Below are 25,711 nucleotides of genomic sequence, written 5' to 3' on the forward strand. Positions count from 1 at the left end.
TATTAGTAATAATTGAAATCATTTTGTAATATCTCTGTTATTTTCGTAACATGTATATTATAATGTGGTTAAGCACAAAATAGGTTGAAAAAGGAGAGAGTGCTGATGAAAAAGTTATTTGCTGCTTTATTAGTTTCAGGTCTTACATTATCAGGTTTTAGTGCTACAAATGTTGAGGCAGCTTCAGGTAACTCTATTCAAAGTGTTGAACAATTAGAGCAAGGTGATCAGGAACTCGAAGGTGCAGAATTAGGAGCATCTATCGAAACTGTATTAGAAAATAATAAAAAACCACTATATTCATACAGTCCTGATGGTGATGAACATTATTATGAATTTAAAAAAGATAATGGTGTATTAATTGTCACTGCAGATGGTAAAAAAGGTAAAGGTAAAATTTTACGTGCGTCAATGGTTTATAATGAACCCAATGGACCATCTTTTAATGAAGTGAAAAAAGAAGTAAGTAATAAGGCTTCTGCTCGTGAACATTACAATGATGTTACAGGTAACATAGGTTATATCCAAGACGACAATTTATCATATCAATTTACTACTACATCACCAGATGATAAAGATATTAAATTATATCGTATTGACTTAAGCTAATCGTCAATGTCATACTTAGTGAAAAATAAACCGACAAGTCTATACTTGTCGGTTGTTTTATTGATACAATGTTATTAATACGTCACTGGACACCATATAGCTGAGTTAATATGATAATTGGCATAAAGGTATGTTTAATAAGCATTGTAATAGTAGAAGAGAAAAGGAGACTATAATGAGAGTCAATGACAAAGTATTAGTAGAAAATATCAATGATTATTTTACTCATAAAGGACTTTCTCCTAATTTAATCGATGACATAAAAGAAAAGTTAAAAAAAGATTTTAGAAAATCTGAAGAACAAAATCAAGATTATATTGAGTATAGAGGAAAATCACCAGCTGAAATTATATTGACGATTCAACGTAATTTATTTACTTTACAGTTAAATCCTATTGTATTTTTCATTTTAAATTTTATCGTAATTTCTTATTTATATGATAAACAATATGTACCGTTCCAAGCAGCTTCAGGACTATCTATTTTTTATTGTTTGGTTATTTTACCTATTTCAATTGTGATTTATATTAGGATAAGTCATAAAAACTATTTGTATAGTAATAAATTAGAAATGTATATCGGTCTCGCCATTGCAGCAGTATCATTAGTATTAGTTGTTATCCATGCATTTAATGTTAATTTTAGTATCGTTGCGGTATCAATTTATGCACATCAATTTATTTTCTTTGTAGGTATCATTTTTAGTATTACCGGAATTTATTTCAAACGTTTAGAGTTTACAGGTATAGGTTTGCTGTTATGTCAAAAAACAGTAGATGCTATGATTACGAACCCTGGTATTGCGCAAATTGTATCTATCATTATTTGGATTTTATTACTAATTGTAATTATTTATTACACTATTCGTATTTCTTCCAGAAATTAACATTATAAAATGTACGTTGAAAACAGCAACAAAACATCACGTTTATCGTGGAACTTACAATTAATTTATAGCTCGATTTCAAAGTGAAGTAGCAATCAGATGGAGATGATTGTTGCTTCACTTTTCTTATTATATAAAAAAATCAAGAAAACAATTTGTTCTCAATATGATATTTTTATGAAATTAATAGGGTCCATAATGGAATAACATTTTACATAGTGGGTATATGTTACTTGTAAGGGGAGGTGACCCAAATGAATAAAATATTTGTTAATGATGACAACGAGATAGCTTACACAATTGAGGGTCAAGGAATTCCTGTAATTTTAATCCATGCCTTAGATGGGAATATGGCAGCATTTTGTAATCTAAAAAATGAATTGAAACACAATTATAAAGTAATCACATATGATGTAGTTGGTCATGGATACTCATCAAAACCAACAACTTTTACATTAGATGATCATATTGAAGATTTAAAAATCTTAATGGAACGATTAAATTTATTTGATGCCCATGTGATTGGTCATGACATGGGCGCGATTATTGCTAAAGGTTTTGCAGATCGCTATCAAAATTGTGTCCGCACGTTAACGTTAATTTCATTTGACTATACAAATGGTATTCATGGTCTCAATAAGTTAATGTTTGAACACGAAGAAGAAATAATTGGTTTTGATAAGGAAGAAGCTTTGATTATTTTATTCCCGTATATGTACACTGCCCGTGAGAGCGCCAAAAAGTGGGTACAGAAGCAAAGAATTTATGCACGACAAAAACCTGAATGCAGCGCAACTGCTACACGAGCAATGATGACTTTTCCAACTTTAGATAATGAAGAAATTATGGGAGAGACAACAGTACCCACCTTGATTATTAACGGGAAAAATGATCCGCTCATTAATCATGACTATACGGAAAATTTCGCATCTAATAATCTTAATATCACTGTAAAATTATTCGCTGAATCTGGACATGCTCCACATATTGAGGAACCATTACATTTTTTAACAGCCTTCAATTTGTTTGTGGAATCAGTGAAAGTGTGAGTATGTAGATATTAAGGGGAGTAAATTACACATGGAAATGAATAAGCACAAGTCAACGTTTAAACTGTATTATTAAATACATTAAAAAGAATCTGCAGCACCTTTGGTGTTGCAGATTCTTTTTATGAATATAAAATTAAAATGATTTAGACTTCTTTATTGTCATTAGCTTCTTTAATACGTTTATTAACACGTTCTAATAACTCATTAATTTTATCACGTTGTTTTTTGTTAACTAAAATTAATACAGTTCTTTCATCGTGTTCATTACGTTTTTTATCGAAGTAATCTTCTTGTGATAAATTTTTAACTGCTTTTACCACTTGCGGTTGTTTGTAATTTAAATGATTAATTATATCTTTTAAATAGTACTCTTCACTTTCATGCTCACTGATGTAAGTAAGTACTGCGAATTCTTCAAAGCTCACTGAGAATTCTTTTTTAATAATACCTTTTAATTTGTCTGCATATGTCACCATAGCCAATAACTCGAAACAATCATTTATTTTTGTGATCGCCATCTTTTATATTCCTCCCTGTTTTGCCAGCCCAATCATGATACAAATTAAATTTTATAATTTGTATAACTTTTATCTAAAACGAAAGTTAAACCTACTTTATTATGATAATTTTAGTCTAAATTTATTTGTGTAAAATATATTAAAACCATAATTATTTAGTTTATTATAACTAAATAAAAATAGAAAGTAAACTAAAAACTGTTTAAGAGTGGGCGTAATGATTTATTTTATTAATTCAATTAGTTTATAAGCAAAAATTTAAATATATTTTATTGCTCTAAACTAATTTTTCCCATTACAGTATAATTTAAAACTTAAATTGGCCGATTGGCGAATTTTTTAAATACTTTGTAATATTACTAAGTATTTAATGCATATTTCATTAATTAATGGTTAACATTAATACAAATGCATCGTAGTCTATTTTACCCGTTTTAAATATATTAAAGACATTTTTTAGCATAATTTGCTTTTAAATTTATCAAAATTAATTTGACTATAAACTAATTTAGAGTCGTTGTATTTTAAAAAAATTAATTCTAAAACAAGATGTTTCACTTTTCTATAATTACAAGTTGATCATTGAAAAATGAAAACAATTCAAACACCAACAATAGTTAATTAAAATTTATTGTTAAATTGATTATTTGATACTACCAAAGTTATATTACGCTCAATGAGTAATAAATTCAACTTTATTTTAATTACAAATGTTTTACAATGTTGTGTAAATTAAATGAGTAATTGAAATATTATTAATATATAGTAGATATTTTAACGTTTTAAGTTCAAAAAATGATAATTATTAACTGTAACTAAATCTCTGTCGCTATATGTAACTATAAATTGTAACTGCTGATTAGAAAAATCGTAATAAGATAATACCAAGCATCAATGCTATAATACCGATAATTTTTCGTAATGTTACTTTATTAGTAGGTGTTCCAAACAAACCAAAATGATCGATAATAATGCCCATAATCATCTGGCCTAACATAACTACTATGGTAGTAACAGCAGCGCCAAGATGTGGCATCAATATAATGTTTGTCGTAACAAATACGACACCAAGAATACCACCAATAAAATAAAGCGGTTTAAGTTTGCCTTGTGTCGGGTTATAAGTTGTTATTTTTAATGATTTATTAAATATCAAAGTGAGGATAAATAATAAAATTGTGCCGATAGTAAAGGAAACAAGGGCTGCCATTACTGGAGAATGTAATTGTTGTCCTAAACTACTATTAATTGTAGTTTGTATCGGAGGGCCAAAACCAAAGATAAAGCCAATAATTAGCCAAAGATAAAAAGAAACGGGTGTTACACGGCGTTCTTGTGTTTTACGAGTATAATTCATTAACAATATCCCTATAAATAATATGATAATGCCTAATGATTTCACTACAGTAAAAGGTTCGTGATTTGCGCCAAACCAACCAAAAGTATCAATAAGTACTCCCATAATAATTTGACCTGCAATAGTCATTACTACCGTTAAAGATGCACCTAATCTAGGTAAGAGGAGTAAGTTTCCTGTTAAAAAAATAACACCTATTATACCACCGACAAACCAAACATAGCTTAAGCTTTGGTTTGCATAGAAATCAGCTGTAAAGACATGAGGATTAACGATAATATTGATAAGAATTAAAAATAACATTCCCGTAGCGAATGAAATCGTCGAAGCATAAAATGATGAACGGGTATACATGCTCAATCGTGAGTTGATGGAAGTTTGAAAAGGTACTACCATACCAGCAACTAACCCTAAAATAAATAATAAAAACAAAATAATCACGCTTTCTCTAAAATTTTGATATTGATAATGTCAGTTTATTCTTTTGTTATATGATATGATGAGTATATACGATATAAATGTAAAATTCATGATATTGATACATGAGTTATAGCAGATATGTTTGTAAAAGTGAATGATTTTAGAATTTAAAAGTGAGTGACTAACTAAATTGAAGCAACTTTCTATCATTCGTCTGTTAGACGAAGAAACTTTTTTTATTGGTGCTGGGAGCAATCAACAACTAAGACCACAACAATTTATTGAAGTATTGAACCCTAAAAGATCATACAAAAATTTAGCACGCGTTGAAGAAGTGTATGAACAATATGCATTATGTAAAAAATTAGGCAAGAAAAAAATATTTTTTGGTGATACAGTCAGAATTCGTCCGTTAAATAATTAACTAGATGTCAAATATACATTAAAATGTCACAGTGACATCGCCCCTAAAGCACTTAAGCTGAGGGGGCGATTTTTATTTTTTAGACAGTTAGCAACTATGTGTATATATAGTGCTAATTAGATAGTCATATAATGTAAAGTTACTAGAAAATGGTTAGTGTTTAGCGTCTAACGTTTCAAAAATTGTAGTAATTGTTTTGTCTATCAAATAGGCAGCATGTACTTTCACAGGTTGGCTTTTCGAAATTCTCAAAATATCCAAATCAACTATTTTTTCCATGTTTTCTTTGACTTGTACTTCTGTTAGTTTACGTTCCACTTTAGGAATTTGTAGTTTTAACGTTTTATTAAGTACATCTGTAAATACTAATTCTAATGTTTTTGACATTATGGTGCCTCCTTAATGAACGATTTCGCTTTTGTTTAATTCTATAGTAGTAAACTGTTCTCCAAGCATATTTTCAAGCGCAACTTTAAAGGCTTTGATTTGTTCTGTAGTTGCCTGTGGATTTATATTGGCAAAACGACGAGAGAAATTTTTCACTTTCCCATCAGGTCCAGCAAAGCTACGAGAAAATGTTACTGTTAATTGATTAATTCCATTCATTGCTTAACACCTCCTTCTATTAAAAATATCGAAGTGATAAAAGCAAATGGCTATAAAAATTTTAAGAAATTTGTGTAAAATGCTTTTATGTTACTTATTTATCATTTATTATTGAATAAGAAACATTTTAAAGTTAAGAGGTGTGAAGATGAACCAGGTGGACCCAATTAGAGATATTGGAGATATAAAATTGATGTATGAAGTGTTGCAACGAAAGTCATATAGAGATTATTTATTATTTAAATTCGCAATACACACAGGTATTAGATTATCTGAATTATTAAATTTAACCGTGTGTGAAGTGATGGATAAAAATAAAGCTATTAAATCATTTTGGGTAGAATCACATGCATCAAATATTAATATTATGATTCCAGAAGAATTACAACGCGAATTACGACAATACATCACTATGGAACAGTTAAATACGGGTGACTTGTTATTTCAATCCAATAGAACTCAAAAAGGTTTATCTAGACAACAAGCGTATCGCATTATCCATGCTGCTGCAGAAGAGTTGGGGATGTTACATATAGGATTAACAACTTTGCGTAAGACGTTTGCTTATCACGCCTATCAGTCTGGAATCTCTATTTCTATTATTCAAAAATATTTAGGGCATCAGACCACTTATGAAACGATGAAATTCATAGGTATTTCAAGGAATGCAAGTAAGACGACAATCGCATTAAATTTATAAATGTAAAGGAGGAAGTCGATGAGTCTGATATACCTATTATGTATTATATTAGCTATTACGATACTTGTGTCTTTAACAATGACACATGTCAAATTAAGTAGATTTGCAGGACAAATAGCTTTAATAGCTCCAGTTCTAGCTTTAGTATACTTTTTGTGGCAAATTCCACGAGTAGTGGAAGGACAAATGACGATGGTCAATATACCTTGGTTGCAAGCTATAGATATTGACTTGGCATTTAGACTTGACGGTTTAAGTTTACTTTTTGGCATATTAATTTCAGGCATTGGAGTAGCCGTCTTCTATTATGCGACACAGTATCTGTCTAAAGAACATGATCATTTACCGCGTTTTTATATATACTTATTACTTTTTATGTTCAGTATGATAGGTGTTGTTACTTCTAATAATACAATTTTATTATATGTGTTCTGGGAATTAACAAGTGTGTCATCATTTTTACTTATTTCTTATTGGTACGATAAAGAAGATAGTCAGTATGGTGCTATACAATCATTTGTAATTACAGTCTTAGGTGGTTTGGCATTATTAGTAGGCTTCGTTATGATTTACAGCATTACTGGCACAAATACGATTACAGATATTCTTGATCAAAGTGATAAAATAGCTAACCATCCATTGTTTATACCAATTATTATCCTAGTGTTAATAGGTGCTTTTACCAAGTCAGCGCAATTTCCATTCCATGTATGGTTACCGAAAGCGATGGCGGCACCTACACCAGTCAGTGCCTACTTGCACTCGGCAACAATGGTGAAAGCAGGTATCTTTTTACTCTTTAGATTTACACCTGTTCTTGGACTTAGTGATTTTTATATTTATAGTGTGACTTTTGTTGGGTTAATTACAATGATTTATGGGGCTATAAATGCACTTAGACAATATGACTTAAAAGCAATATTAGCTTATTCAACCATCAGCCAACTCGGTATGATTATGTCGATGGTAGGTTTAGGTGGTGGTTATGCTCAACATACATCAGATGAATTATCAGCTAAATATGCAATGTTACTTTTTGCCGCATTGTTCCATTTATTAAATCACGCATTGTATAAAGGTGCGTTATTTATGGGTGTGGGCATTATTGACCATGAAACAGGAACACGTGACATTCGACAATTATCAGGAATGCGCAAAGTATTTCCGAAAGTTCATTTTGTCATGTTGTTGTCAGCATTATCTATGGCGGGCATTCCGTTTTTAAATGGTTTCTTAAGTAAAGAGATGTTTTTTGATGGTTTACTTAGCGCACATGAATTGCCACAGTTTAATATAGTATTAACTTTAATTATTGATCTATTAGGTGGCTTAGCAAGTGTATTTACGATGATTTATGTGGTTTATATGATTAAGGAAGTCTTTTGGGGCAAATATAGTGAGGCGAAACTAGAAGTTGCTAAACCACATGAACCATTGAAATTTACATTACCATCATTACTAATGACGCTCTTATTGCCTGTTATTTTCTTTGTTCCGAATCTTTTCGGTGACCACTTAGTCTTACCGGCTTTAAGAAGTATTACCATTGGTGAAAAAGTTGATCAATTTGCTCCGCATATTGCACAATGGCACGGCGTGAATTTACCACTTATACTAAGTGTTGTTGTCATATTAGTGGGGATTATCGCAGGATTGAAAATAAATTGGACTAAATTTGCACGTAATTTCAAAGTGAAATCTATTACAGAGTTTTATGACAATTCTTATAAACAATTTGAACATTATTCAGGTTATAGTATACGTGTACTAATGAATAACCGTTTAAATCAATACATTATTATGACACTTATTATCTTTGCGGTACTTGTCTTGTATGCCATTATTCGTGTTGGCTTCCCTGAAGTACATCAAGTAAAAGTAGGGGAATTTGGACCGCTAGAAGTTGTTACGTTGATTGTTGTTTATGTGTTGGGAATTGCTTTAGTGTTTATCAGACAACGTCTAACAATGGTTATTCTGAATGGAATTATAGGGTATTGTGTTACAATATTCTTCATTTTAATGAAAGCACCAGATTTAGCATTAACGCAATTAGTGGTAGAAACGATAACAACGATACTCTTTATTGTCAGCTTTTCACGTTTACCAAACGTACCTAGAGCAAAAGTACATAAAAAACGTGAATTAATGAAAATAGTCGTATCACTAATCATGGCCATAACAGTAGTAATATTAGTCTTTATCGCACAACATGGCACATCAATATCAACGATATCAACGTTCTATCACAATGCTTATGAATTATCTGGCGGTAAAAATATAGTTAATTCTATATTAGGAGATTTCAGAGCATTTGATACGTTATTTGAAGGTATGGTATTGATTATTGTCGGCTTAGGTATCTACACATTATTAAACTTTAAAAATCGGAGGGGACAAGATGAAAGAGAATGATGTTGTCTTACGCACAATAACTAAAATTGTGGTCTTTATTCTTTTAACATTTGGATTTTATCTGTTTTTAGCGGGACATAATAATCCAGGTGGTGGCTTTATTGGAGGACTGGTTCTTAGTTCAGCATTTTTACTAATGTTTCTAGCCTTCGATGTGAAACAAGTATTAGTCTCCCTGCCTGTTGATTTTAAAATAATGATTATTGTCGGCTCATTATTATCAATGGTAACAGCAATTGTACCTATGTTTTTTGGTAAACCGTTCCTTTACCAAACAGATGCATACGTCAATGTACCATTAATGGGTGAATTGCATTTAACAACTGTGACATTGTTTGAAGCGGGAATAGTACTCTCAGTTGTGGGAGTCATTGTTACCGTAATGCTGTCAATTAGTGGTGGTCGCTCATGAATTTAATTTTATTATTAGTAATTGGCTTCTTAATATTTATAGGAACGTATATGATTTTATCAGTCAATTTAATACGTATCGTTATTGGTATTTCTATTTATACGCATGCTGGTAATTTAATCATTATGAGTATGGGTAGTTATGGTAAAAACAAGACTGAACCATTAATTGGAACTGCTAACCAAAATTTTGTTGACCCTTTGTTACAAGCGATTGTCTTAACGGCTATTGTCATTGGCTTTGCGATGACAGCATTCTTGCTTGTACTTGTATACAGAACCTTCCGAGTTACTAAAGAAGATGAAATTGATGTGCTGAGAGGAGATGACGAAAATAATGAGTAATTTATTAATACTACCATTACTGCTTCCAGCACTTTGTGGTTTAATCTTGGTCTTCATTCGTAATAATAGTTTGTTATCCCGAATTTTTGCGATAGGTACGATGGCGGTCTCTACACTCGTCTCGTTATTCTTACTAATACATGTAATGCAGGGGAAACCTATCAAATTGGATTTTGGTGGATGGCAAGCACCGTATGGTATTCAGTTTGTCGGAGATTCTTTAAGTTTATTAATGGTTACAACATCAAGTTTCGTAGTCACATTAATAATTGCTTATGGCTTTGGTAGAGCTGAAAAACGTGCGATACGCTTCTATCTTCCCAGTTTTATTTTATTCTTAACTGTAGGCGTTATTGGCTCATTTTTAACTGCTGATTTATTCAACATCTATGTCATGTTTGAAGTAATGTTATTGTCTTCATTCGTATTAATTACATTAGGACAGTCGGTAGAACAACTACGAGCGGCAATTATCTATGTCGTGCTGAACATTGTCGGATCGTGGATGTTACTGTTAGGTATAGGGTTATTGTATAAGCTAACTGGAACACTTAACTTTGCACATGTTGCGCAACGTATTGGTGAAGTTCAAGATCAACGTGCCGTAGTCATAATTTCGATGGTCTTTTTAGTGGCATTTGGTTCTAAAGCAGCATTAGTCCTCTTTATGTGGTTGCCAAAAGCTTATGCGGTATTAAATACTGAATTAGCAGCATTATTTGCTGCATTAATGACTAAAGTTGGCGCTTATGCATTGATTCGTTTCTTCACTTTAATATTTAATGAACAAGATGATGTAACGCATTCATTAATGGTCTTTTTAGCTTGTGTTACTATGCTTATTGGAGCATTTGGAGTAATGGCTTATAAAGATATTAAAAAAATTGCTGCCTATCAAGTTATTTTATCGATTGGATTTATCATATTAGGTTTGGGTACACATACTTTTGCGGGTGTGAATGGCGCCATATTTTACTTAACAAATGATATTGTTGTGAAAACTTTACTCTTCTTTATTATAGGAAGTTTAGTATATATAACTGGACATAGAAACTACCAATATTTATCTGGTTTAGCTAAACAAGAGCCATTTTTTGGTGTCGCTTTTATTGTATTAATTCTAGCTATCGGAGGCGTGCCACCTTTTAGTGGATTTCCTGGGAAATTATTAATTTTCCAAGGCGCTGTAGAAAATGGTAATTATATCGGTTTAACGTTAATGATCATTACAAGTTTAATAGCGATGTTTAGCTTATTCAGAATATACTTTACAATGTATTTAGGAAGTAGTGAAAAAGGTGAACAAGTATTGTTTAAACGTATTCCATTCTATCGTAAAAGTTTAATAGGGATGCTTGTCGCTGTGGTCATTGCTATTGGTTTAGCAGCACCTATTTTATTTAAAGTGACTGAAAATGCGACACATTTAAATATGGATGACCAAGCATATGAAAAAGCAGTTAATCCACATTTGCTGAAGGAGGAGAAATAATCTATGAGACAAGTAGTGTTAAATGTTGTCATTGCGTTTTTATGGGTTTTATTTCAAGATGAAGACGCTTTTAATATTTCTACCTTCTTCGCAGGATATTTAATTGGTCTAATTGTTATTTATATATTACATCGCTTTTTTGGCCAACAGTTTTACTTGAAAAAAGTTTGGGTGGCTATTAAATTTTTATTTGTGTATTTATATCAATTGATTACATCAAGTATGACCAACATTAATTATATTTTGTTTAAAACAAAAGATATGAATCCAGGTCTTGTTACGTATGAAACGACTTTAGATAGTGATTGGGAAGTATCATTTTTAACAATACTTATCATTATTACACCTGGCTCTACTGTTATTCGTATTTCAAAAGAAAAACAAAAATTCTTTATTCATGCAATTGATGTGTCAGACAAAGAACGTCAAAAGTTATTAAAAAGTATTAGACAATATGAAGGTCTAATATTGGAGGTGGCAGAATGATTGATTCACTAACCAATTTTTTCATTACAAGTTCCATTATTGTCTTTGGGATCGCGTTACTGCTCACTTTGTTTAGATTAATCAAGGGACCTACCACTGCTGATCGAGTTGTTGCATTTGATGCTGCCAGTGCAATACTCATGTCTATAGTAGGTGGTTTAAGCGTTATTTATGGTACGTTTTCATTCTTAGATTCTATATTATTAATTGCCATTATCTCATTTGTAAGTACAGTCTCTATTTCTAGATTTATTGAAGGGGGGCACGTATTTAATGCAAACAACAAGCGAAATCGTTAATTTATGTGCTGCCATTATCATGTTTTTAGGAAGTGTTATTGCACTTATTAGTGCCATTGGCTTAATCAAATTTCAGGATGTCTTTTTACGTAGTCATGCGGCTACTAAAAGTTCTACTTTGTCAGTGTTATTGACGTTAGTCGGAGTTATTATTTATTTCATCTCTGCGCAAGGATATTTAAGTGTACGTATGATTTTAGCCTTGGTATTTATTAATTTAACTTCTCCTGTTGGAGGACATTTAATTTCACGAGCTGCATATCGTACGGGGGCTTATATGTATCGTAAAAAAGATGGTATGAGACAAACGAACATATTGTTAAGTTCAAATGATGATCAAAATAATTTTGAACAGCTGAAAAAGCGTGCTAAAGAGCGTGAACAATTACGTAAAAAAGCCTATGAAGAAGACGAATATTAATTTTGTTATATGAAGATGTGTATCTTTTCCTCCTGTGCTGACAAGGTAGGCGGAATAAGATGCACTTTTTTATTAAATATTTAGGTTAAATAATGTGATGGAATATTGAGGGGTCAATGATGGATCATGTTTTCTATATTACTGCCAAAGTCTCAACATTTTATTGGCAGTTTTTTTGTGCTCGCTTTCCGCGGGCACTGCCTCAGCCTGTAGTCTTCGGCGAGTGCTATTCCCGCAGGAGTCAGCCCAAAGCACTGCCAATATTGTAGAAAAGTCTTTAGGATAACTAATATTTAAGGTATGTTTACTGCCAATAAGACAATAGGCTATTGACAAAGCTTCCAACTTTTTTTGCAGTTTTTTGTGCTCGCTTTCCGCGGGAACTGCCTCAGCCTGTAGTCTTCGGCTCTTGCTATTCCCGCAGGAGTTGGCCCAAATCACTGCCAATAATATATGAAAGTTTTAGATGAACTATCACCTTGGTTTTTGTCTACGTTCTATAACAAGAGGAAAGGGAATAACTAAATCGTCATCTTCATTTTATATTGCCAGTAGCTAACTGAACTGTAATGTACCTTAACTCATGTTTTTTATACCAGTCATCCTTGTCGCTGTGGGGAGAGGAATCTTATTAATAAAATTCGATTTCTGTTCCATTCCCTAAAAAAATGATAAAATAATATATATTTGTAATTGTGTGAATTAATAATCGATGGGCAACGTTTGCTCATTGTAGCATTTAAAATGAGATGATAGCGTAAGCGCTTGTGTGACATGTATATTATGCGTTATTTGTTTCAACCTCAGCAATTATAATAGTAAAGTTCAAACGATGAGAGGTGAAACTATGCAAATATTTGAGACACTGCTTATTTTTATAGTAGTCGTCATTTTAAGTTCATTTGTACATATATTTTTATCAAAAGTTCCTTTGGCCTTCATTCAAATAATTTTAGGTATGTTGTTATATATTACACCTGTACCTGTAGACTTTAATTTTGATTCAGAACTTTTTATGGTTGCATTAATTGCTCCATTATTATTTGTAGAAGGTGTACAAGTATCTCGCGTACATTTAAGAAGGTATATTAAGCCAGTTTTAATGATGGCATTGGGTTTAGTAGTGACAACAGTTATAGTAGTAGGTCTGTTTGTTCATTGGATATGGCCTGAGTTACCAATGGCAGCAGCGTTTGCTTTAGCAGCCATTTTATGTCCTACCGATGCAGTAGCTGTGCAAGCTATAACGAAAGGGAAAGTATTACCTAAAGGTTCTATGACAATTTTAGAAGGTGAATCACTTTTAAATGATGCAGCTGGTATCATATCTTTTAAAATTGCTGTAGCAGCTCTTATTACTGGAACTTTTTCAGTGGCTAACGCGATAGAACAGTTTTTAATATCATCTATCGGAGGATTTATCGTAGGGCTTATTATCGGTGTGGTTTTAGTACGAGCAAGAGTATCTTTAACACGACGAGGCATTGAAAATGTTAACATGTTTACTTTTATTCAATTATTAACACCGTTTGTCACATATCTTATAGCAGAAATGTTCCATGCTTCAGGTATTATTGCCGCGGTTGTAGCTGGTTTGGTTCATGGCTTTGAAAGAGATCGTATCTCACAAGCACGTACACGTTTGCAAATGAGTTATAACCATACGTGGAATATTATCGGCTATGCATTGAATGGCTTTGTGTTTGCTATTTTAGGTTATTTAATTCCTGAAGTGGTAGGTCGTATTATAGAAAATGAACCGCATAATTTATTATTTTTAATTATTGTTACTGTTTTAATAGCACTAGCGATTTATGTCTTTAGATTTTTATGGGTGTTCGTTTTATACCCTTACTTTTATTTACCAGTGAGTCCTTTCCAAAAAATGATGTCGGATAATGAAAATAATCAAACCAACACAGAAACACCACCAAAAAGAGGGGTCTATGCATTTATAATGTCTCTTTGTGGTGTACATGGGACTATCTCATTAGCTATTGCTTTAACTTTGCCATATATGTTGGCAAATCATCATTCTTTTGCTTTTAGGGATGATTTACTATTTGTTGCATCTGGTATGGTAATTATTAGTTTAGTAATAGCACAATTCTTATTACCATTATTTACACCATCTGCACCGAAACCTAAAGATACAGGGATGAACTATAAGCATGCAAGAATCTTTATTTTAGAAAAGGTAATAGAGTCATTAAATAAAAATTCAACTTTAGAATCTAGTTTTCATTATGGAACAGTAATTAAAGAATACCATGAAAAACTTGCATTTTTACGTACTGTGGAAAATGAAGATGAGAATATCAAAGAATTGCAGCGACTGCAAAAAATTGCATTTGAGGTTGAAAACGATACTTTAAATAATTTAGTTGTTAATGGTGATATTACTACTAGTGTGTTGGATAACTATATGCGTTACGCTGAACGAACTCAAATTTATAAACAAGCTTCATTAATGCAACGTTTAATTGTTGAAGTGAAAGTTTATATTTTGAAAATACGTATTAAAAAACGTATGAAAACAAACGCAGCTTCTTCGTTATCTATTGCAGATAACTTGTTAGAAATCTCCAATGTTATGCGTACAGTACATTATCGAGTAGTGAGTCGCTTAAGTAAAGAAACTACTGAAGATAATAAATTAGAAGTTGGGATGATTTGTGATGGTTATTTGGCACGACGTGATAATTTAACACCAAGTAACTTTTTCAATCCTAAGAACGAAAATTCGATAACGAAAATTCGTTTAGATGCATTGAAAGAACAACGTCGTATCTTAAATCAATTGATAGAAGAAGAAGATGTTAGTGACACAACAGCGTTAAAAATACGAGAATCAATCAACTATGATGAAATGGTTATTGTAGATAGTTTAACTTAGTGACACTACTCTATATATAGAGTTGCTTTAGTTTAATGTACGAACTGAAAAGTAAATAAAAATAAACTGGCAGATCACTAAAACAATGAATCATAAATGTTTAGCGGTCTGCCAGTTTTGTAAGCGTAGCAATATGGGCTGTCTGGATAGAAATTTCATTATATTGCTACGTTTACTTTTTTACACAGAGAAAACGCCATCAATGGAGGAGGATTATGTACCATTGATGGCGTAAGAGTATGATTTAAGGCTTGAATACCACCATATCGTACGTGGGTGTGTAGCATGTTTAGGAGAGACACGTACGATATGGGACTATTCACCTAGTTAACAGGTTGAATAGCCTTAGTTATTATCATAATTATTACTTCATACTGCCATGAATTGTGTTGATATTAGCTTCCATCATTTTATAATAGGAATCTCCTTTAGTTCCTTTTTCTCCAATAGAATCGGTAAATACTTCACCATAAATATCTTTTTTAGTTTCTTCACTTAATGTATCCATGCTTTTACGTTCAACACTTGTTTCAACAAGTAAGTGTTTTAGATTGTGTTTTTTAACAAATTCAATGGCTTGTTTCATCTGCTCTGGTGTACCTTGCTTTTCAGTATTTATTTCCCAAATGTATCCTGGTTTTAAATCGTACTGTCTTGCAAAGTATTTAAAGGCACCTTCGCTTGTAATAAATGCACGCGAGTCTTTTGAAATATCATCAAACTTGTTATGACTTTCTTTATTCAATGTTTGTAGCTTGCTAATATAATTTGAACCTTGTTTCTCTACATCTTTATTATCTTTAACATTTTTAGTTAACGTCTCTTTAATAACTTCGGCATATTTAATACCATTTTCTAAACTTAACCACGCATGAGGATCTTGGTTCTCCTCTTTTTTACTAGCACCTTCTAAATAAATAGGCTTTACTGTTTTAGAAACAGCTACAACATTTTTATCGTCCATTGATTTATTCGCTTGTTTTAAAGCTTTTTCAAACCACCCGTTACCCGATTCTAAATTTAACCCATTATAAAATACAATATCAGCATCTGTTAATGCTTTAATATCTTTAGGTTTTACTTCGTATTCATGAGGGTCTTGGCCTATAGGAACGATACTATGTAAGTCTATATTCTTACCGCCAACATTTTGAGCTATATCATAAATTATTGAATTAGTAGTTACAACTTTTAATTTATCATTTGACTTGTTTTCTGACTGTGCAGATTTGTTGTTATTACTGCAAGCACCAACGACTAGCATTAATATTAAAAGTATGGGTAATAATTTTTTCATGTTAATTGTCCTTTCTTTATACGTGTGTTAATTTTTAGTGCGCTGAATACAATGATGTAAATAATAAATGCACACAGAACAATGGTTGCGCCACTTGGAATATTATAAATGTAGCTAAAATACATACCAGTGACAGAACAAATAATACTAATAGTACTAGCAATTACCATCATTTGTGGTAAGGTCTTAGCTATTAAAAATGCAGTACTCGCAGGTGTTATCAATAATGCAACGACTAAAATAATACCAACAGTTTGAATACTGGCTATTGTTACCATAGCTAGTAATAACATTACAAAATAATGAATTAATGTAGTGTTCAAGCCACTCATGCGGCTAAATGTTGAATCAAATGTTGAAATCATTAAAGGTCGATAAAATATAACAATAAGTAAAAGTACTATAGCACTGACGATAATAGTAGACCAAAAAATATTAGTTGTAATGGCAAGAATGTTGCCAAATAAAATATGGTGTAAATCTGTTGCACTATTAATCAAACTAATAATGATAATCCCAGTAGATAAAAAGGCCGTAAAACTAATACCTATCGCAGCATCTGGTTTAGTTTTACTGCTTTGCGTAATAAATCCTATAAATAAACTTGCAATCATCCCTGTAACTAAAGCACCGATATACATTGGTATACCGAGTACAAATGATAATGCTACACCAGGTAACACTGCATGACTCATAGCATCCCCCATTAACGAAAGACCGCGTAATACAATAAGACTACCTACCGTGCCACATACAATACCTACTACTATAGAGATAATAAGTGCACGGTTTAAAAATTGATAACTGAATAAATGTTCAATGAAATCTAACATATTTTACTGCACACTCTTTTCATCGGATATTAGTGCAGAAGGTTCTGCATTTAAAAATGTCTGGTTTAATTGTTCAGGTTGCATTGCTATATCGCTATCACCAAAAAAGCGAATAGTGCGATTAAGTAAAATGATACGATCGAAATATTGAGTGGCTTTAGATAAGTCGTGATGAACAATTAAGATTAATTTGTTTTCACTTTTTAGGTGCTGTAATAAATTGAAAATTAACTGTTCACTATGAAAATCTATGCCTACGAAAGGTTCATCTAACATATAGACCTGATTACTGTGCATTAAAGCACGTGCCACAAGTACACGTTGCAATTGACCTCCGCTTAATTCGGAAATTTGACGATGACGCAAATCATTTAATTCTAATGTTGTTAATAAAGACTCGAGTCGTGATTTTACTTTTTTAGTTACGGGTTTAAACCATCCGATATTACCATATGAGCCTGATAATATAACAGCTTCTACACCGATAGGAAAATCTAAATCAATATGAGCTTTTTGAGGAATATACGTAATTGATTTTAATACTGAGGAGAGCGGTTGTTGATTTAACAATTGTTCTCCAGTTGCTTTGAATTCTCCAATAAGCGATTTAAATAAAGATGACTTTCCTGCACCATTAGGTCCCATAATTCCTATAATTTCACCTTGGATAGGTAATGTTAAATTAATATCTTTGAGCACATGTTTCTTCCCTAAATGCAAATTTAAGTTTTTTATTTCTAACATAATTCACCTTCTAAAAATATTTTTAGGTTGACCTAATTTATTTTATAATATACTACGAACTTTTAGCGTGTCAAGAATTTTCGTGATACAATAAAGACAATGATTGTGAGAGGTGAAAGTATGCTGACAGAAGAGAAAGAGGACTACTTGAAGGCCATTTTAACGCATAAAGGCGATACTACTTTTGTATCAAACAAAAAGTTATCGCAGTATTTAAATATAAAGCCACCATCAGTAAGTGAAATGATAAATAGATTAGAACAAACAGAATTGGTAGCAACAAAACCATATAAAGGTGTGATGTTAACGCAGAAAGGTTTGGCACACACTTTAGATATTATTAAACGACATCGTTTACTTGAATTATTTTTAATTCAAATATTGCATTATGATTGGGAAGAAGTGCATCAGGAAGCGGAAGTATTAGAACACAGAGTCTCACATCTATTTGTAGAGCGGTTAGATAAGTTATTAGATTATCCAACTACATGTCCTCATGGCGGCGTTATACCACGTAATAATCAATATAAGGAACTATATACAACCGATTTATTACAATTTAGTGCTGGAGATTATGTTAATGTTAAAAGAGTAAGGGACAGAACAGAATTATTGGTTTATTTGTCTAGTAAAGCCATCTCAATTGGTGATGAAGTACTTATCGTCGATAAAGATGATACAAATAGAGTAGTAATGATTCAAAAAGGCGAGACGGTTACAATTTTGAGTTATGATAATGCAGCGCATATTTACGTAGAATAATATAAAAAGCGATGGTTTATATTAACCATCGCTTTTTGCATATATATTTAAAATGAAATAACTACAGTGAAAAGTTTATACACAGTATATAAATTAATCGCAATCCACAGTGTACTAAAAAAGAATGTGGGGCAGCGAGTTAATTCGTTTAATGTTGTACCATCCCATTCAACATCACGGTTGAAAAACGTCAGTTTAAAGATTGTCCAGCTTGATTGGAGCACTTCACCGAGCAACATTCCAAGGATGAAGTGGTAACTTATAGAAACGAAATAAAAGATGAGCTCCTGATCATTGCTTTGAAATATACCATAAAGCAATACAATTAACATCAAAAGTATAATAATTGGGAGTAATTTACGAGATGTTAATATGACAAAATAGCAAAATATAAATAAATACACAGCAATAAAGATGTTGGGATAGTTGGCAGTGACAGCTAAATATCCTAAAAAGAGCATTAAAGGTGGCATGATATAACCACCTAATGTGGTAATGATTTGGCTCAAACGACTACTAGATTGTGTAATAGCATAACCTTGTTGTGATGTTTGGTCACGTTCTGAAGGTTTAGCGACAATAACTAAATCTCTAGCTTTGCCTCCGCTAATTTTATTAAATAAAATATGGCCAAATTCATGTGTTAATACTGGAATATAATTTAAATAAATATCAATTATACGATTAAGTGGCTTGTGCCTATACTGATGAATCACAATGTAAAGCACTGCTAATATTAAAATCCAACTAATATGTAATTGAATGGATGAACTTAAAAATGATTGTATATAGGACATGCAAATACCTCTTTTGTAATGGTGATGAATATGAACTTTAATCTATTATAAACGATATAAACAATTAGCGCATTTGGACTTTTGATGTAGGAAAGAATTAGGGGAATAGCATATTACAGAAAGTATTATCTCATTACTGCGTATTATGATAAAATGACTGTTAATATTGTATGAAATCGACAGTGAGTAGATAGGAGTTAATAGTTAATGGTGAAAAGAGACGAAACAGATAAAGTAGATGTTTTATCTGTACATTTTAATAATGTCACAATGGACGATATGGTAACAAATGTAAAACAATTTTTTGAAGACGGGCAACAAGAGACACTGTTTATTGTGACTGCAAATCCAGAAATCGTAGATTATGCTACAACTAATACATTTTATCGAACATTGATTAACAGCGCTAATTATACCGTTGCAGATGGTACAGGCGTGGTCAAAGCTTCCAAAATTTTAAGAACGCCATTAAAAGCTCGTGTACCAGGTATTGAATTGATGGAATCATGTTTAAAAATAGCGCATTCTAATCATCAACGGGTGTATTTATTAGGAGCCAAAGAAGTAGTAGTAGTAAAAGCACAAGAACAGTTAAAACAGCAATATCCAAATATAATTTTTGATCATCATCACGGATATATCGATCTACAAGATGCGCACATTGCTCAAGAAATAAAAGACTTTAAGCCAGATTATATTTTTGTGGGGATGGGTTATCCTAAACAAGAAATGTGGATAGAGCAGCATCGACATAACTTTGAACATACAGTGATGATGGGCGTAGGTGGCTCATTAGAAGTATTTAGTGGAGTCAAAAAACGAGCACCTAAATTTATTAGAACCATTAATTTAGAGTGGGTCTATCGCTTAATAATTGATTGGAAACGGTTAGGAAGAATGCAAAGTATTCCTAGATTTTTATGGAAAGTTATGAAACAAATGCGACATAAACATTAAAAACGATTACGATGTCTTGAATTTTGTGGCATCGTAATCGTTTTTAGTTTAACGTTATTTAAATTCAAAACGAGAATTATCTAATTCTGATCTGAATTTTTTTTGATCCGCAGCGGAACGTTTTTTGAAGTCATTTAAAAATTTTTCATATTCAGGCAAGACTTCATCTAATGTACCAAATTGTTTTAATTTACCGCCTTCTATCCATGCAATTTTTGAACAGAAGTCACGTACTTGTTTCATATTATGACTGACAAAGAAAATTGTTTTATTTTGTTCTTTGTACTCATAAATTTTTTCTAGACATTTTTGTGCAAATGTTTGGTCACCAACGGATAAAGCTTCATCGATAACTAAAATATCGGGATTAGTGGTAATGTTTATTGAAAACCCTAATTTGGCACGCATACCACTGGAATATTTTTTAACGGGTTGGTAAATAAATTCACCAAGTTCACTGAACTCAATAATTTGTGGAGTATAATCTTTAATTTGTTTTTTATTAAAGCCCATACACAACATTTTAAATTCAATGTTTTCAATTCCAGTAAGTTGACCATTAAGTCCAGCATTAATGGCGATTACACTGACTTCTCCATTGCGGTTAATGTGACCACGTGTTGGGGAAAGTGATCCGCCAATCATGTTACTAAGGGTAGATTTACCAGAACCATTAATACCTACTAGGCCAATAACATCACCTTCATGTGCAGTTAATGATAAATCATTTAAAGCATAAAATGTTTTGTTTTTGTGAAAAGGTACCAGTAAATCTTTTACTCGTTCTTTATTATTGCGATAAATACGGTATTCTTTTGAGACATGTTCAATGTTTACCGAGACTGTCATAATTTTACCATCCTTATTTCTAATTACTGTTATTATAATATATAGTAAATGAGTTGTTAAATTTATTAACCTATTGTAAAGTAAGTAGGTATGAATTGCGAGAAAACTATAGTCTACAATTGTTAAAGTTTACTGAATTTGTGGAATTAAATCAACTCTTTTAGTAGAAAATAGTGTAAAATGTAGCTGGTATCATCTAGTATATAATAATTGGCAATACTATTTTATGATGATATTAATAGTAATGAGCTAAAATGAAATCATAGTAAGTTTACATCTATTTATTAAATAGGGTATAATTTTTTTGTTATGAAAATATTTGGAGATAACGACAGAATAAAAAACAAAAGTTTAAGATATAAAAGTAAATCGTTTGAAAGCGTGGTTTATTTAAATGAAGGCAGTTTGGACTGTATTTAAAGAACATATAAAAAATATATATTTGATCAAAAGATTAGCAGAATTTCAAATTAGAATCACTAACCATAGTAATTACTTAGGTATGGCGTGGGAATTAATCAACCCAGCAATGCAAATTGCGGTTTATTGGTTTGTTTTTGGTTTAGGTATGCGCAGTAATACCCCTCAAGATGGTGTGCCGTTTATATATTGGTTATTGGTCGGTATTAGTATGTGGTTCTTTGTGAACCAAGGTGTATTAGAAGGAACCAAGGCGATTGCGTCGAAATATAATCAAGTAGCAAAAATGAATTTTCCGTTGTCTATTATTCCTACTTATATTGTGTTTAGTAGATTTTACGGGCATCTCGGTTTATTAGCCATAGTGATGGTTATATGTTATTTTGCAGGGTATCACCCGACAATTTACACCTTACAGTTGTTAATATATGTACCTTTCGCGTTAATCTTAACGGTGGCAATTTCACTCGTAACATCAACTTTAGGTGTACTTATTAGAGATACTCAGATGGCAATGCAAGCGTTAATGCGAATTGTCTTTTTCGTATCATCTATTTTAATCGTGCCACCTAAAGGTATTGTAACTGATGTGATGCAATTAAATCCGATTTACTTTTTAGCTGAAGCATATAGAGCTGCTATTTTACATCATGATTGGTACTTTATTTCTCATTGGGAATTGGCAGTCTATAATGTCATTTTAGTTATTGTTTTACTCGTGGTAGGATCGATTTTACACATGAAGTATCGCGATCATTTTGCAGACTTTATGTAATGCATTATTTATAAAATATATGAAGAACCTGAAACATATTTTACGTTCCAGGTTCTTTTTGTATATTGGTAATAATTAATCGTTAGAAGTGTAGGTTAAGTGAATAGGGCCAAGCTGACAATAAGATAGAACGAAATAATTTAATAATTAAACATTGCTATCGTTGCAATTCTATAAATTTTGGAAAAAGCACGCTATAATTAAATGAAACTAACTGAAGTAAAGGGGAGAAAAAATGAGACAATGGATAAAAAGAATTTACATGATGATGATACATATACTAAATGTAGTATTTAGTTGGAATAAAATATCAACAAAACACATAGTAGTGATGATGACTTTTGAAGCAGATGTCTTACCGATAATTAAAGAATTATCTCAACAAGGATATCGTGTCACAGTAATTGCTAAAGGCATACATCAAGAAACCATTGAACAATTACAAAATTGTACATTTATTCCAGCAGGAAATAAACATATTATTCACCATATAAAAGCATTAAGCACAGCAAAAGTAATAGTGATTGATACTTATTATTTACTATTAGGTGGCTATCGCAAAAAAGCTGGTCAAAAAATTATTCAAACGTGGCATGCTGCAGGTGCGCTAAAACATTTTGGGCTAACGGATCATCAAGTGGATCATACTAATAAAATGCAAGTTAAACAATATCGTCGGGTTTATGGAGCTACAGATTTTTATTTAATCGGTGGTCCACCAATGGCAGAATGTTTTAAAGCAGCTTTTGATGTACATCCAACACAGCTTTGTACGACAGGACTACCGAGGTTAGTACCGTATTGTCAATTAGATGTTAAAGAGATGCAAACACAGTTAAAACAGCAGCATGGGATTACGACTAAACTCGCGATTTACGTTCCTACATACAGGGAATACAATCAAAGAAATAGAATAATCGATGTTACACAATTTGAACAAGTATTACCTGGTTATACTTTAATCAATAAACTACATCCAGCAGTAGCAGAGCCAAGTCAGACTCAGATTGATACACAGACATTGATGTTGATGGCAGATTTGATTATTACTGATTATAGCTCATTAGCAATTGAGGCAAGTTTATTAAATAAAACTGCTGTCTTTTACGTTTATGATGAGACATTGTATGAAGCGGAACGTGGGTTAAATAGCTATTATTATGATATACCAAGTCGTTATAAAGCATATGATGAAACATCATTAATTCAATTGATCCAGCAACAAGAACAAACGTTAGAACCGTTATTTCAAACGTGGCATCAATACAATACGAAGGATAGCTTAAATCAAGTCATGAAGTTAATTAATAAGGAGGCTTCACAATGAAAATAGCATTTATTATTCCAGTTTATAATGCAGCTAATACGATTCGTCGTGCTATTGCCTCGATTGATACTAAGTATGAGCATGAAATCATTTGTATAAATGATGGTTCGACTGATGAATCATTAGCAGTGTTGCAGGAATTAGCGAAAATGTATAAAGAACTGACAATTATCAATCAAGAAAATGCGGGTGCGGCAGCAAGTCGTAATAGAGGTCTTGCATCTATGTCGAGTGATGTATTTATGTTTTTAGATGCTGATGATGAGTTCTTACCTAGCAGAATTGATTACATGGCTGACTACTATTTGAAAAATGATGATGTAGATATTGTTTTAGGGCAACTAGGACGCGAGCGTCATGGAGAATGGCAAACGATTCCAACTCATACAGAAATTAATAAATTTGATACTGTGAATTTGGCTCAATGTCCAGCTATCTTACAATCTATAGGCCCTGGTGCAAAAATGTTTAGTGCTAAATTTGCGGACTTACGTTTTGATGAAGATGTAGTGTTTTGTGAAGAACATACATTTATGGCACGTGCTTTTAATAAAGCCAGTGATATTCAATTATTACCTAATATTATTTATGGTTATAATAATGTAGAAGGATCAATTACAGAACAGCGTACGCACCGTTTTGAAGATTATTTAGCTAATGCAGCGGTGGTTAGACAACGCGTGATGGATATTTTGTTATTATCGAATTTAAGAGTATATTACAGTTATCGTTTTGACGAGTTGATTGTTAGCTATTTAATTCAATCTTACCTAGCCAATCAAAAGGAAATTACCGAACCATTTATTAATGCAGTGACAATGTATCTGAAAACAATGCAAACAACAGATTACGAAGGGCGCGCATTGTTCAGAATTATTAAAGTAGTAGAGCAAGGTGGTAAAGGTTGGACAAAACCAATATATGAAACATGGAGAGAAACATTACATTATGTTGGTATTGGACGGCCACCTTATTATCGTTTTAAAGTTGAAATTCTACCGAGACGTGCTAAATTTAAAAGCAAAATGACTCTAAAAAAATTATTGAAAAGGTAAACATTAATTACGTTATAGTATTAAAAATTTTAGTATGATATACTTCTTGAAAATGTGAAAAGTTACTGAGAGGTAGATAATAATGAAAAGAGTTATAACATATGGAACTTATGACTTATTGCATTATGGTCATATTGAATTATTGAGAAGAGCACGTGAAATGGGTGACTATCTTATTGTTGCGTTATCATCGGATGAATTCAACCGTATAAAAAATAAAAAATCTTATTATAACTATGAACAACGTAAAATGATGTTAGAATCAATTCGTTATGTTGATCTTGTAATCCCGGAAGAAGGATGGGGACAAAAAGAAAAAGATGTTGAACGTTATGATATAGATACATTTGTCATGGGTCATGACTGGGAAGGCGAGTTTGATTTTTTAAAGGACAAATGTGAGGTTATTTATCTTAGACGTACGGAAGGTATTTCTACGACTAAAGTTAAAAAAGAATTATATGGTAAAGAAGAACATTAATAAATTATCACACACGATAATATGAATGTGTGTTGATAATGTTTAAAGGGATAAGTTTTAGAAATCACCATGATTTC

Annotated in this window: 28 protein-coding genes; 19 read left to right on the plus strand and 9 right to left on the minus strand. The window is 31.9% G+C overall.

What is annotated here, in order from left to right; all coding sequences use genetic code 11:
- Positions 1-105 precede the first annotated feature (105 nt).
- The 3 genes from JVU85_RS04480 (at position 106) to JVU85_RS04490 (ending at position 2,544) form a co-directional block, all read left to right on the plus strand.
- The gene (locus JVU85_RS04480; RefSeq protein WP_002510803.1) at positions 106-609 is read left to right on the plus strand and encodes an SA0570 family protein; all 504 of its coding nucleotides are present in this window, start codon (positions 106-108) and stop codon (positions 607-609) included.
- 175 nt (positions 610-784) lie between these two features.
- Entirely contained in the window at positions 785-1,495 is a 711-nt protein-coding gene (locus JVU85_RS04485) for a hypothetical protein (RefSeq protein ID WP_021459191.1), read from the plus strand.
- Positions 1,496-1,749: 254 nt separating this feature from the next.
- On the plus strand, positions 1,750-2,544 hold the full coding sequence (locus JVU85_RS04490) for an alpha/beta fold hydrolase (protein ID WP_021459190.1): 795 nt from the start codon (positions 1,750-1,752) through the stop codon (positions 2,542-2,544).
- 146 nt (positions 2,545-2,690) lie between these two features.
- Here the strand turns inward: JVU85_RS04490 and sarA are convergent, their stop codons facing one another.
- Positions 2,691-3,065 (minus strand): global transcriptional regulator SarA, encoded by a 375-nt coding sequence (gene sarA / locus JVU85_RS04495; protein ID WP_002510805.1) that lies wholly within the window; start codon positions 3,063-3,065, stop codon positions 2,691-2,693.
- An 859-nt stretch (positions 3,066-3,924) separates the two neighbouring features.
- Positions 3,925-4,854, minus strand: coding sequence for a DMT family transporter (locus tag JVU85_RS04500; protein WP_031266615.1), 930 nt, complete (start codon positions 4,852-4,854; stop codon positions 3,925-3,927).
- A gap of 178 nt (positions 4,855-5,032) precedes the next feature.
- Here JVU85_RS04500 and JVU85_RS04505 point away from each other — a divergent pair, with 178 nt between their 5' ends.
- Positions 5,033-5,266, plus strand: coding sequence for a hypothetical protein (locus JVU85_RS04505; protein WP_002508989.1), 234 nt, complete (start codon positions 5,033-5,035; stop codon positions 5,264-5,266).
- 153 nt (positions 5,267-5,419) lie between these two features.
- On the opposite strand, the gene JVU85_RS04510 is transcribed toward JVU85_RS04505, so the two are convergent.
- A complete protein-coding gene (locus JVU85_RS04510; RefSeq protein ID WP_002508988.1) occupies positions 5,420-5,653 on the minus strand; it encodes a DUF2922 domain-containing protein in 234 nt (77 codons plus the stop codon).
- A 12-nt stretch (positions 5,654-5,665) separates the two neighbouring features.
- Positions 5,666-5,872, minus strand: a complete 207-nt coding sequence (gene sroA, locus JVU85_RS04515) for a sigS mRNA-stabilizing protein SroA (protein WP_021459188.1) — start codon at positions 5,870-5,872, stop codon at positions 5,666-5,668.
- 148 nt (positions 5,873-6,020) lie between these two features.
- Between sroA and JVU85_RS04520 the strand changes: the two genes are divergently transcribed.
- The 9 genes from JVU85_RS04520 (at position 6,021) to JVU85_RS04560 (ending at position 15,337) form a co-directional block, all read left to right on the plus strand.
- Positions 6,021-6,572: a tyrosine-type recombinase/integrase gene (locus tag JVU85_RS04520; protein WP_021459187.1), complete on the plus strand. Its 552-nt coding sequence runs from the start codon at positions 6,021-6,023 to the stop codon at positions 6,570-6,572.
- Between the two features lie 18 nt (positions 6,573-6,590).
- Positions 6,591-8,987, plus strand: a complete 2,397-nt coding sequence (locus tag JVU85_RS04525) for a DUF4040 family protein (RefSeq protein WP_021459186.1) — start codon at positions 6,591-6,593, stop codon at positions 8,985-8,987.
- Complete coding sequence (gene mnhB2 / locus JVU85_RS04530) at positions 8,974-9,399, plus strand: Na+/H+ antiporter Mnh2 subunit B (RefSeq protein WP_002508985.1); 426 nt, start codon at positions 8,974-8,976, stop codon at positions 9,397-9,399. Before JVU85_RS04525 ends, mnhB2 begins: the two co-directional genes overlap by 14 nt.
- Positions 9,396-9,743, plus strand: coding sequence for a Na+/H+ antiporter Mnh2 subunit C (mnhC2, locus tag JVU85_RS04535; RefSeq protein WP_002508984.1), 348 nt, complete (start codon positions 9,396-9,398; stop codon positions 9,741-9,743). Before mnhB2 ends, mnhC2 begins: the two co-directional genes overlap by 4 nt.
- The gene (gene mnhD2 / locus JVU85_RS04540; protein ID WP_021459185.1) at positions 9,736-11,235 is read left to right on the plus strand and encodes a Na+/H+ antiporter Mnh2 subunit D; all 1,500 of its coding nucleotides are present in this window, start codon (positions 9,736-9,738) and stop codon (positions 11,233-11,235) included. The genes mnhC2 and mnhD2 overlap by 8 nt, the downstream gene beginning before the upstream one ends.
- Before the next feature lie 3 nt (positions 11,236-11,238).
- Positions 11,239-11,721: a Na+/H+ antiporter Mnh2 subunit E gene (gene mnhE2 / locus JVU85_RS04545; protein ID WP_021459184.1), complete on the plus strand. Its 483-nt coding sequence runs from the start codon at positions 11,239-11,241 to the stop codon at positions 11,719-11,721.
- On the plus strand, positions 11,718-12,020 hold the full coding sequence (gene mnhF2, locus JVU85_RS04550; protein WP_002508981.1) for a Na+/H+ antiporter Mnh2 subunit F: 303 nt from the start codon (positions 11,718-11,720) through the stop codon (positions 12,018-12,020). Before mnhE2 ends, mnhF2 begins: the two co-directional genes overlap by 4 nt.
- Positions 11,995-12,441, plus strand: a complete 447-nt coding sequence (locus JVU85_RS04555) for a Na+/H+ antiporter subunit G (RefSeq protein ID WP_002508980.1) — start codon at positions 11,995-11,997, stop codon at positions 12,439-12,441. The genes mnhF2 and JVU85_RS04555 overlap by 26 nt, the downstream gene beginning before the upstream one ends.
- 847 nt (positions 12,442-13,288) lie before the next feature.
- Complete coding sequence (locus tag JVU85_RS04560) at positions 13,289-15,337, plus strand: cation:proton antiporter (protein ID WP_002508979.1); 2,049 nt, start codon at positions 13,289-13,291, stop codon at positions 15,335-15,337.
- A gap of 364 nt (positions 15,338-15,701) precedes the next feature.
- Here JVU85_RS04560 and mntC read toward each other — a convergent pair whose 3' ends face one another.
- Genes mntC through JVU85_RS04575 form a run of 3 tightly spaced genes read right to left on the minus strand, consistent with a single transcriptional unit; the run spans position 15,702 to position 18,211 of the window.
- Positions 15,702-16,634: a manganese ABC transporter substrate-binding lipoprotein MntC gene (gene mntC / locus JVU85_RS04565; RefSeq protein ID WP_021459182.1), complete on the minus strand. Its 933-nt coding sequence runs from the start codon at positions 16,632-16,634 to the stop codon at positions 15,702-15,704.
- Complete coding sequence (locus JVU85_RS04570) at positions 16,631-17,467, minus strand: metal ABC transporter permease (RefSeq protein ID WP_002508977.1); 837 nt, start codon at positions 17,465-17,467, stop codon at positions 16,631-16,633. The genes mntC and JVU85_RS04570 overlap by 4 nt, the downstream gene beginning before the upstream one ends.
- A gap of 3 nt (positions 17,468-17,470) precedes the next feature.
- Positions 17,471-18,211 (minus strand): metal ABC transporter ATP-binding protein, encoded by a 741-nt coding sequence (locus tag JVU85_RS04575; protein WP_002508976.1) that lies wholly within the window; start codon positions 18,209-18,211, stop codon positions 17,471-17,473.
- Positions 18,212-18,331: 120 nt separating this feature from the next.
- Between JVU85_RS04575 and JVU85_RS04580 the strand changes: the two genes are divergently transcribed.
- A complete protein-coding gene (locus tag JVU85_RS04580; protein ID WP_021459180.1) occupies positions 18,332-18,973 on the plus strand; it encodes a metal-dependent transcriptional regulator in 642 nt (213 codons plus the stop codon).
- Between the two features lie 47 nt (positions 18,974-19,020).
- Here JVU85_RS04580 and JVU85_RS04585 read toward each other — a convergent pair whose 3' ends face one another.
- Positions 19,021-19,770, minus strand: a complete 750-nt coding sequence (locus tag JVU85_RS04585; RefSeq protein WP_021459179.1) for a M50 family metallopeptidase — start codon at positions 19,768-19,770, stop codon at positions 19,021-19,023.
- Positions 19,771-19,977: 207 nt separating this feature from the next.
- On the opposite strand from JVU85_RS04585, the gene tarA reads away from it, so the two are divergent.
- A complete protein-coding gene (gene tarA / locus JVU85_RS04590) occupies positions 19,978-20,727 on the plus strand; it encodes an N-acetylglucosaminyldiphosphoundecaprenol N-acetyl-beta-D-mannosaminyltransferase TarA (RefSeq protein WP_021459178.1) in 750 nt (249 codons plus the stop codon).
- 54 nt (positions 20,728-20,781) lie between these two features.
- Here tarA and tagH read toward each other — a convergent pair whose 3' ends face one another.
- Positions 20,782-21,576: a teichoic acids export ABC transporter ATP-binding subunit TagH gene (tagH, locus tag JVU85_RS04595; RefSeq protein ID WP_002508972.1), complete on the minus strand. Its 795-nt coding sequence runs from the start codon at positions 21,574-21,576 to the stop codon at positions 20,782-20,784.
- A 394-nt stretch (positions 21,577-21,970) separates the two neighbouring features.
- Here tagH and JVU85_RS04600 point away from each other — a divergent pair, with 394 nt between their 5' ends.
- The 4 genes from JVU85_RS04600 (at position 21,971) to tagD (ending at position 25,634) form a co-directional block, all read left to right on the plus strand.
- Entirely contained in the window at positions 21,971-22,771 is an 801-nt protein-coding gene (locus JVU85_RS04600; protein WP_002508971.1) for an ABC transporter permease, read from the plus strand.
- A gap of 235 nt (positions 22,772-23,006) precedes the next feature.
- Positions 23,007-24,098, plus strand: coding sequence for a teichoic acid glycerol-phosphate primase TarB (gene tarB, locus JVU85_RS04605; protein ID WP_021459177.1), 1,092 nt, complete (start codon positions 23,007-23,009; stop codon positions 24,096-24,098).
- Entirely contained in the window at positions 24,095-25,153 is a 1,059-nt protein-coding gene (locus tag JVU85_RS04610) for a glycosyltransferase family 2 protein (protein WP_021459176.1), read from the plus strand. Before tarB ends, JVU85_RS04610 begins: the two co-directional genes overlap by 4 nt.
- Before the next feature lie 82 nt (positions 25,154-25,235).
- Positions 25,236-25,634, plus strand: a complete 399-nt coding sequence (gene tagD / locus JVU85_RS04615) for a glycerol-3-phosphate cytidylyltransferase (protein WP_002508968.1) — start codon at positions 25,236-25,238, stop codon at positions 25,632-25,634.
- Positions 25,635-25,711 lie beyond the last annotated feature (77 nt).

The organism is Staphylococcus sp. GDY8P72P (assembly GCF_016890655.1).
GTDB lineage: Bacteria > Bacillota > Bacilli > Staphylococcales > Staphylococcaceae > Staphylococcus > Staphylococcus arlettae.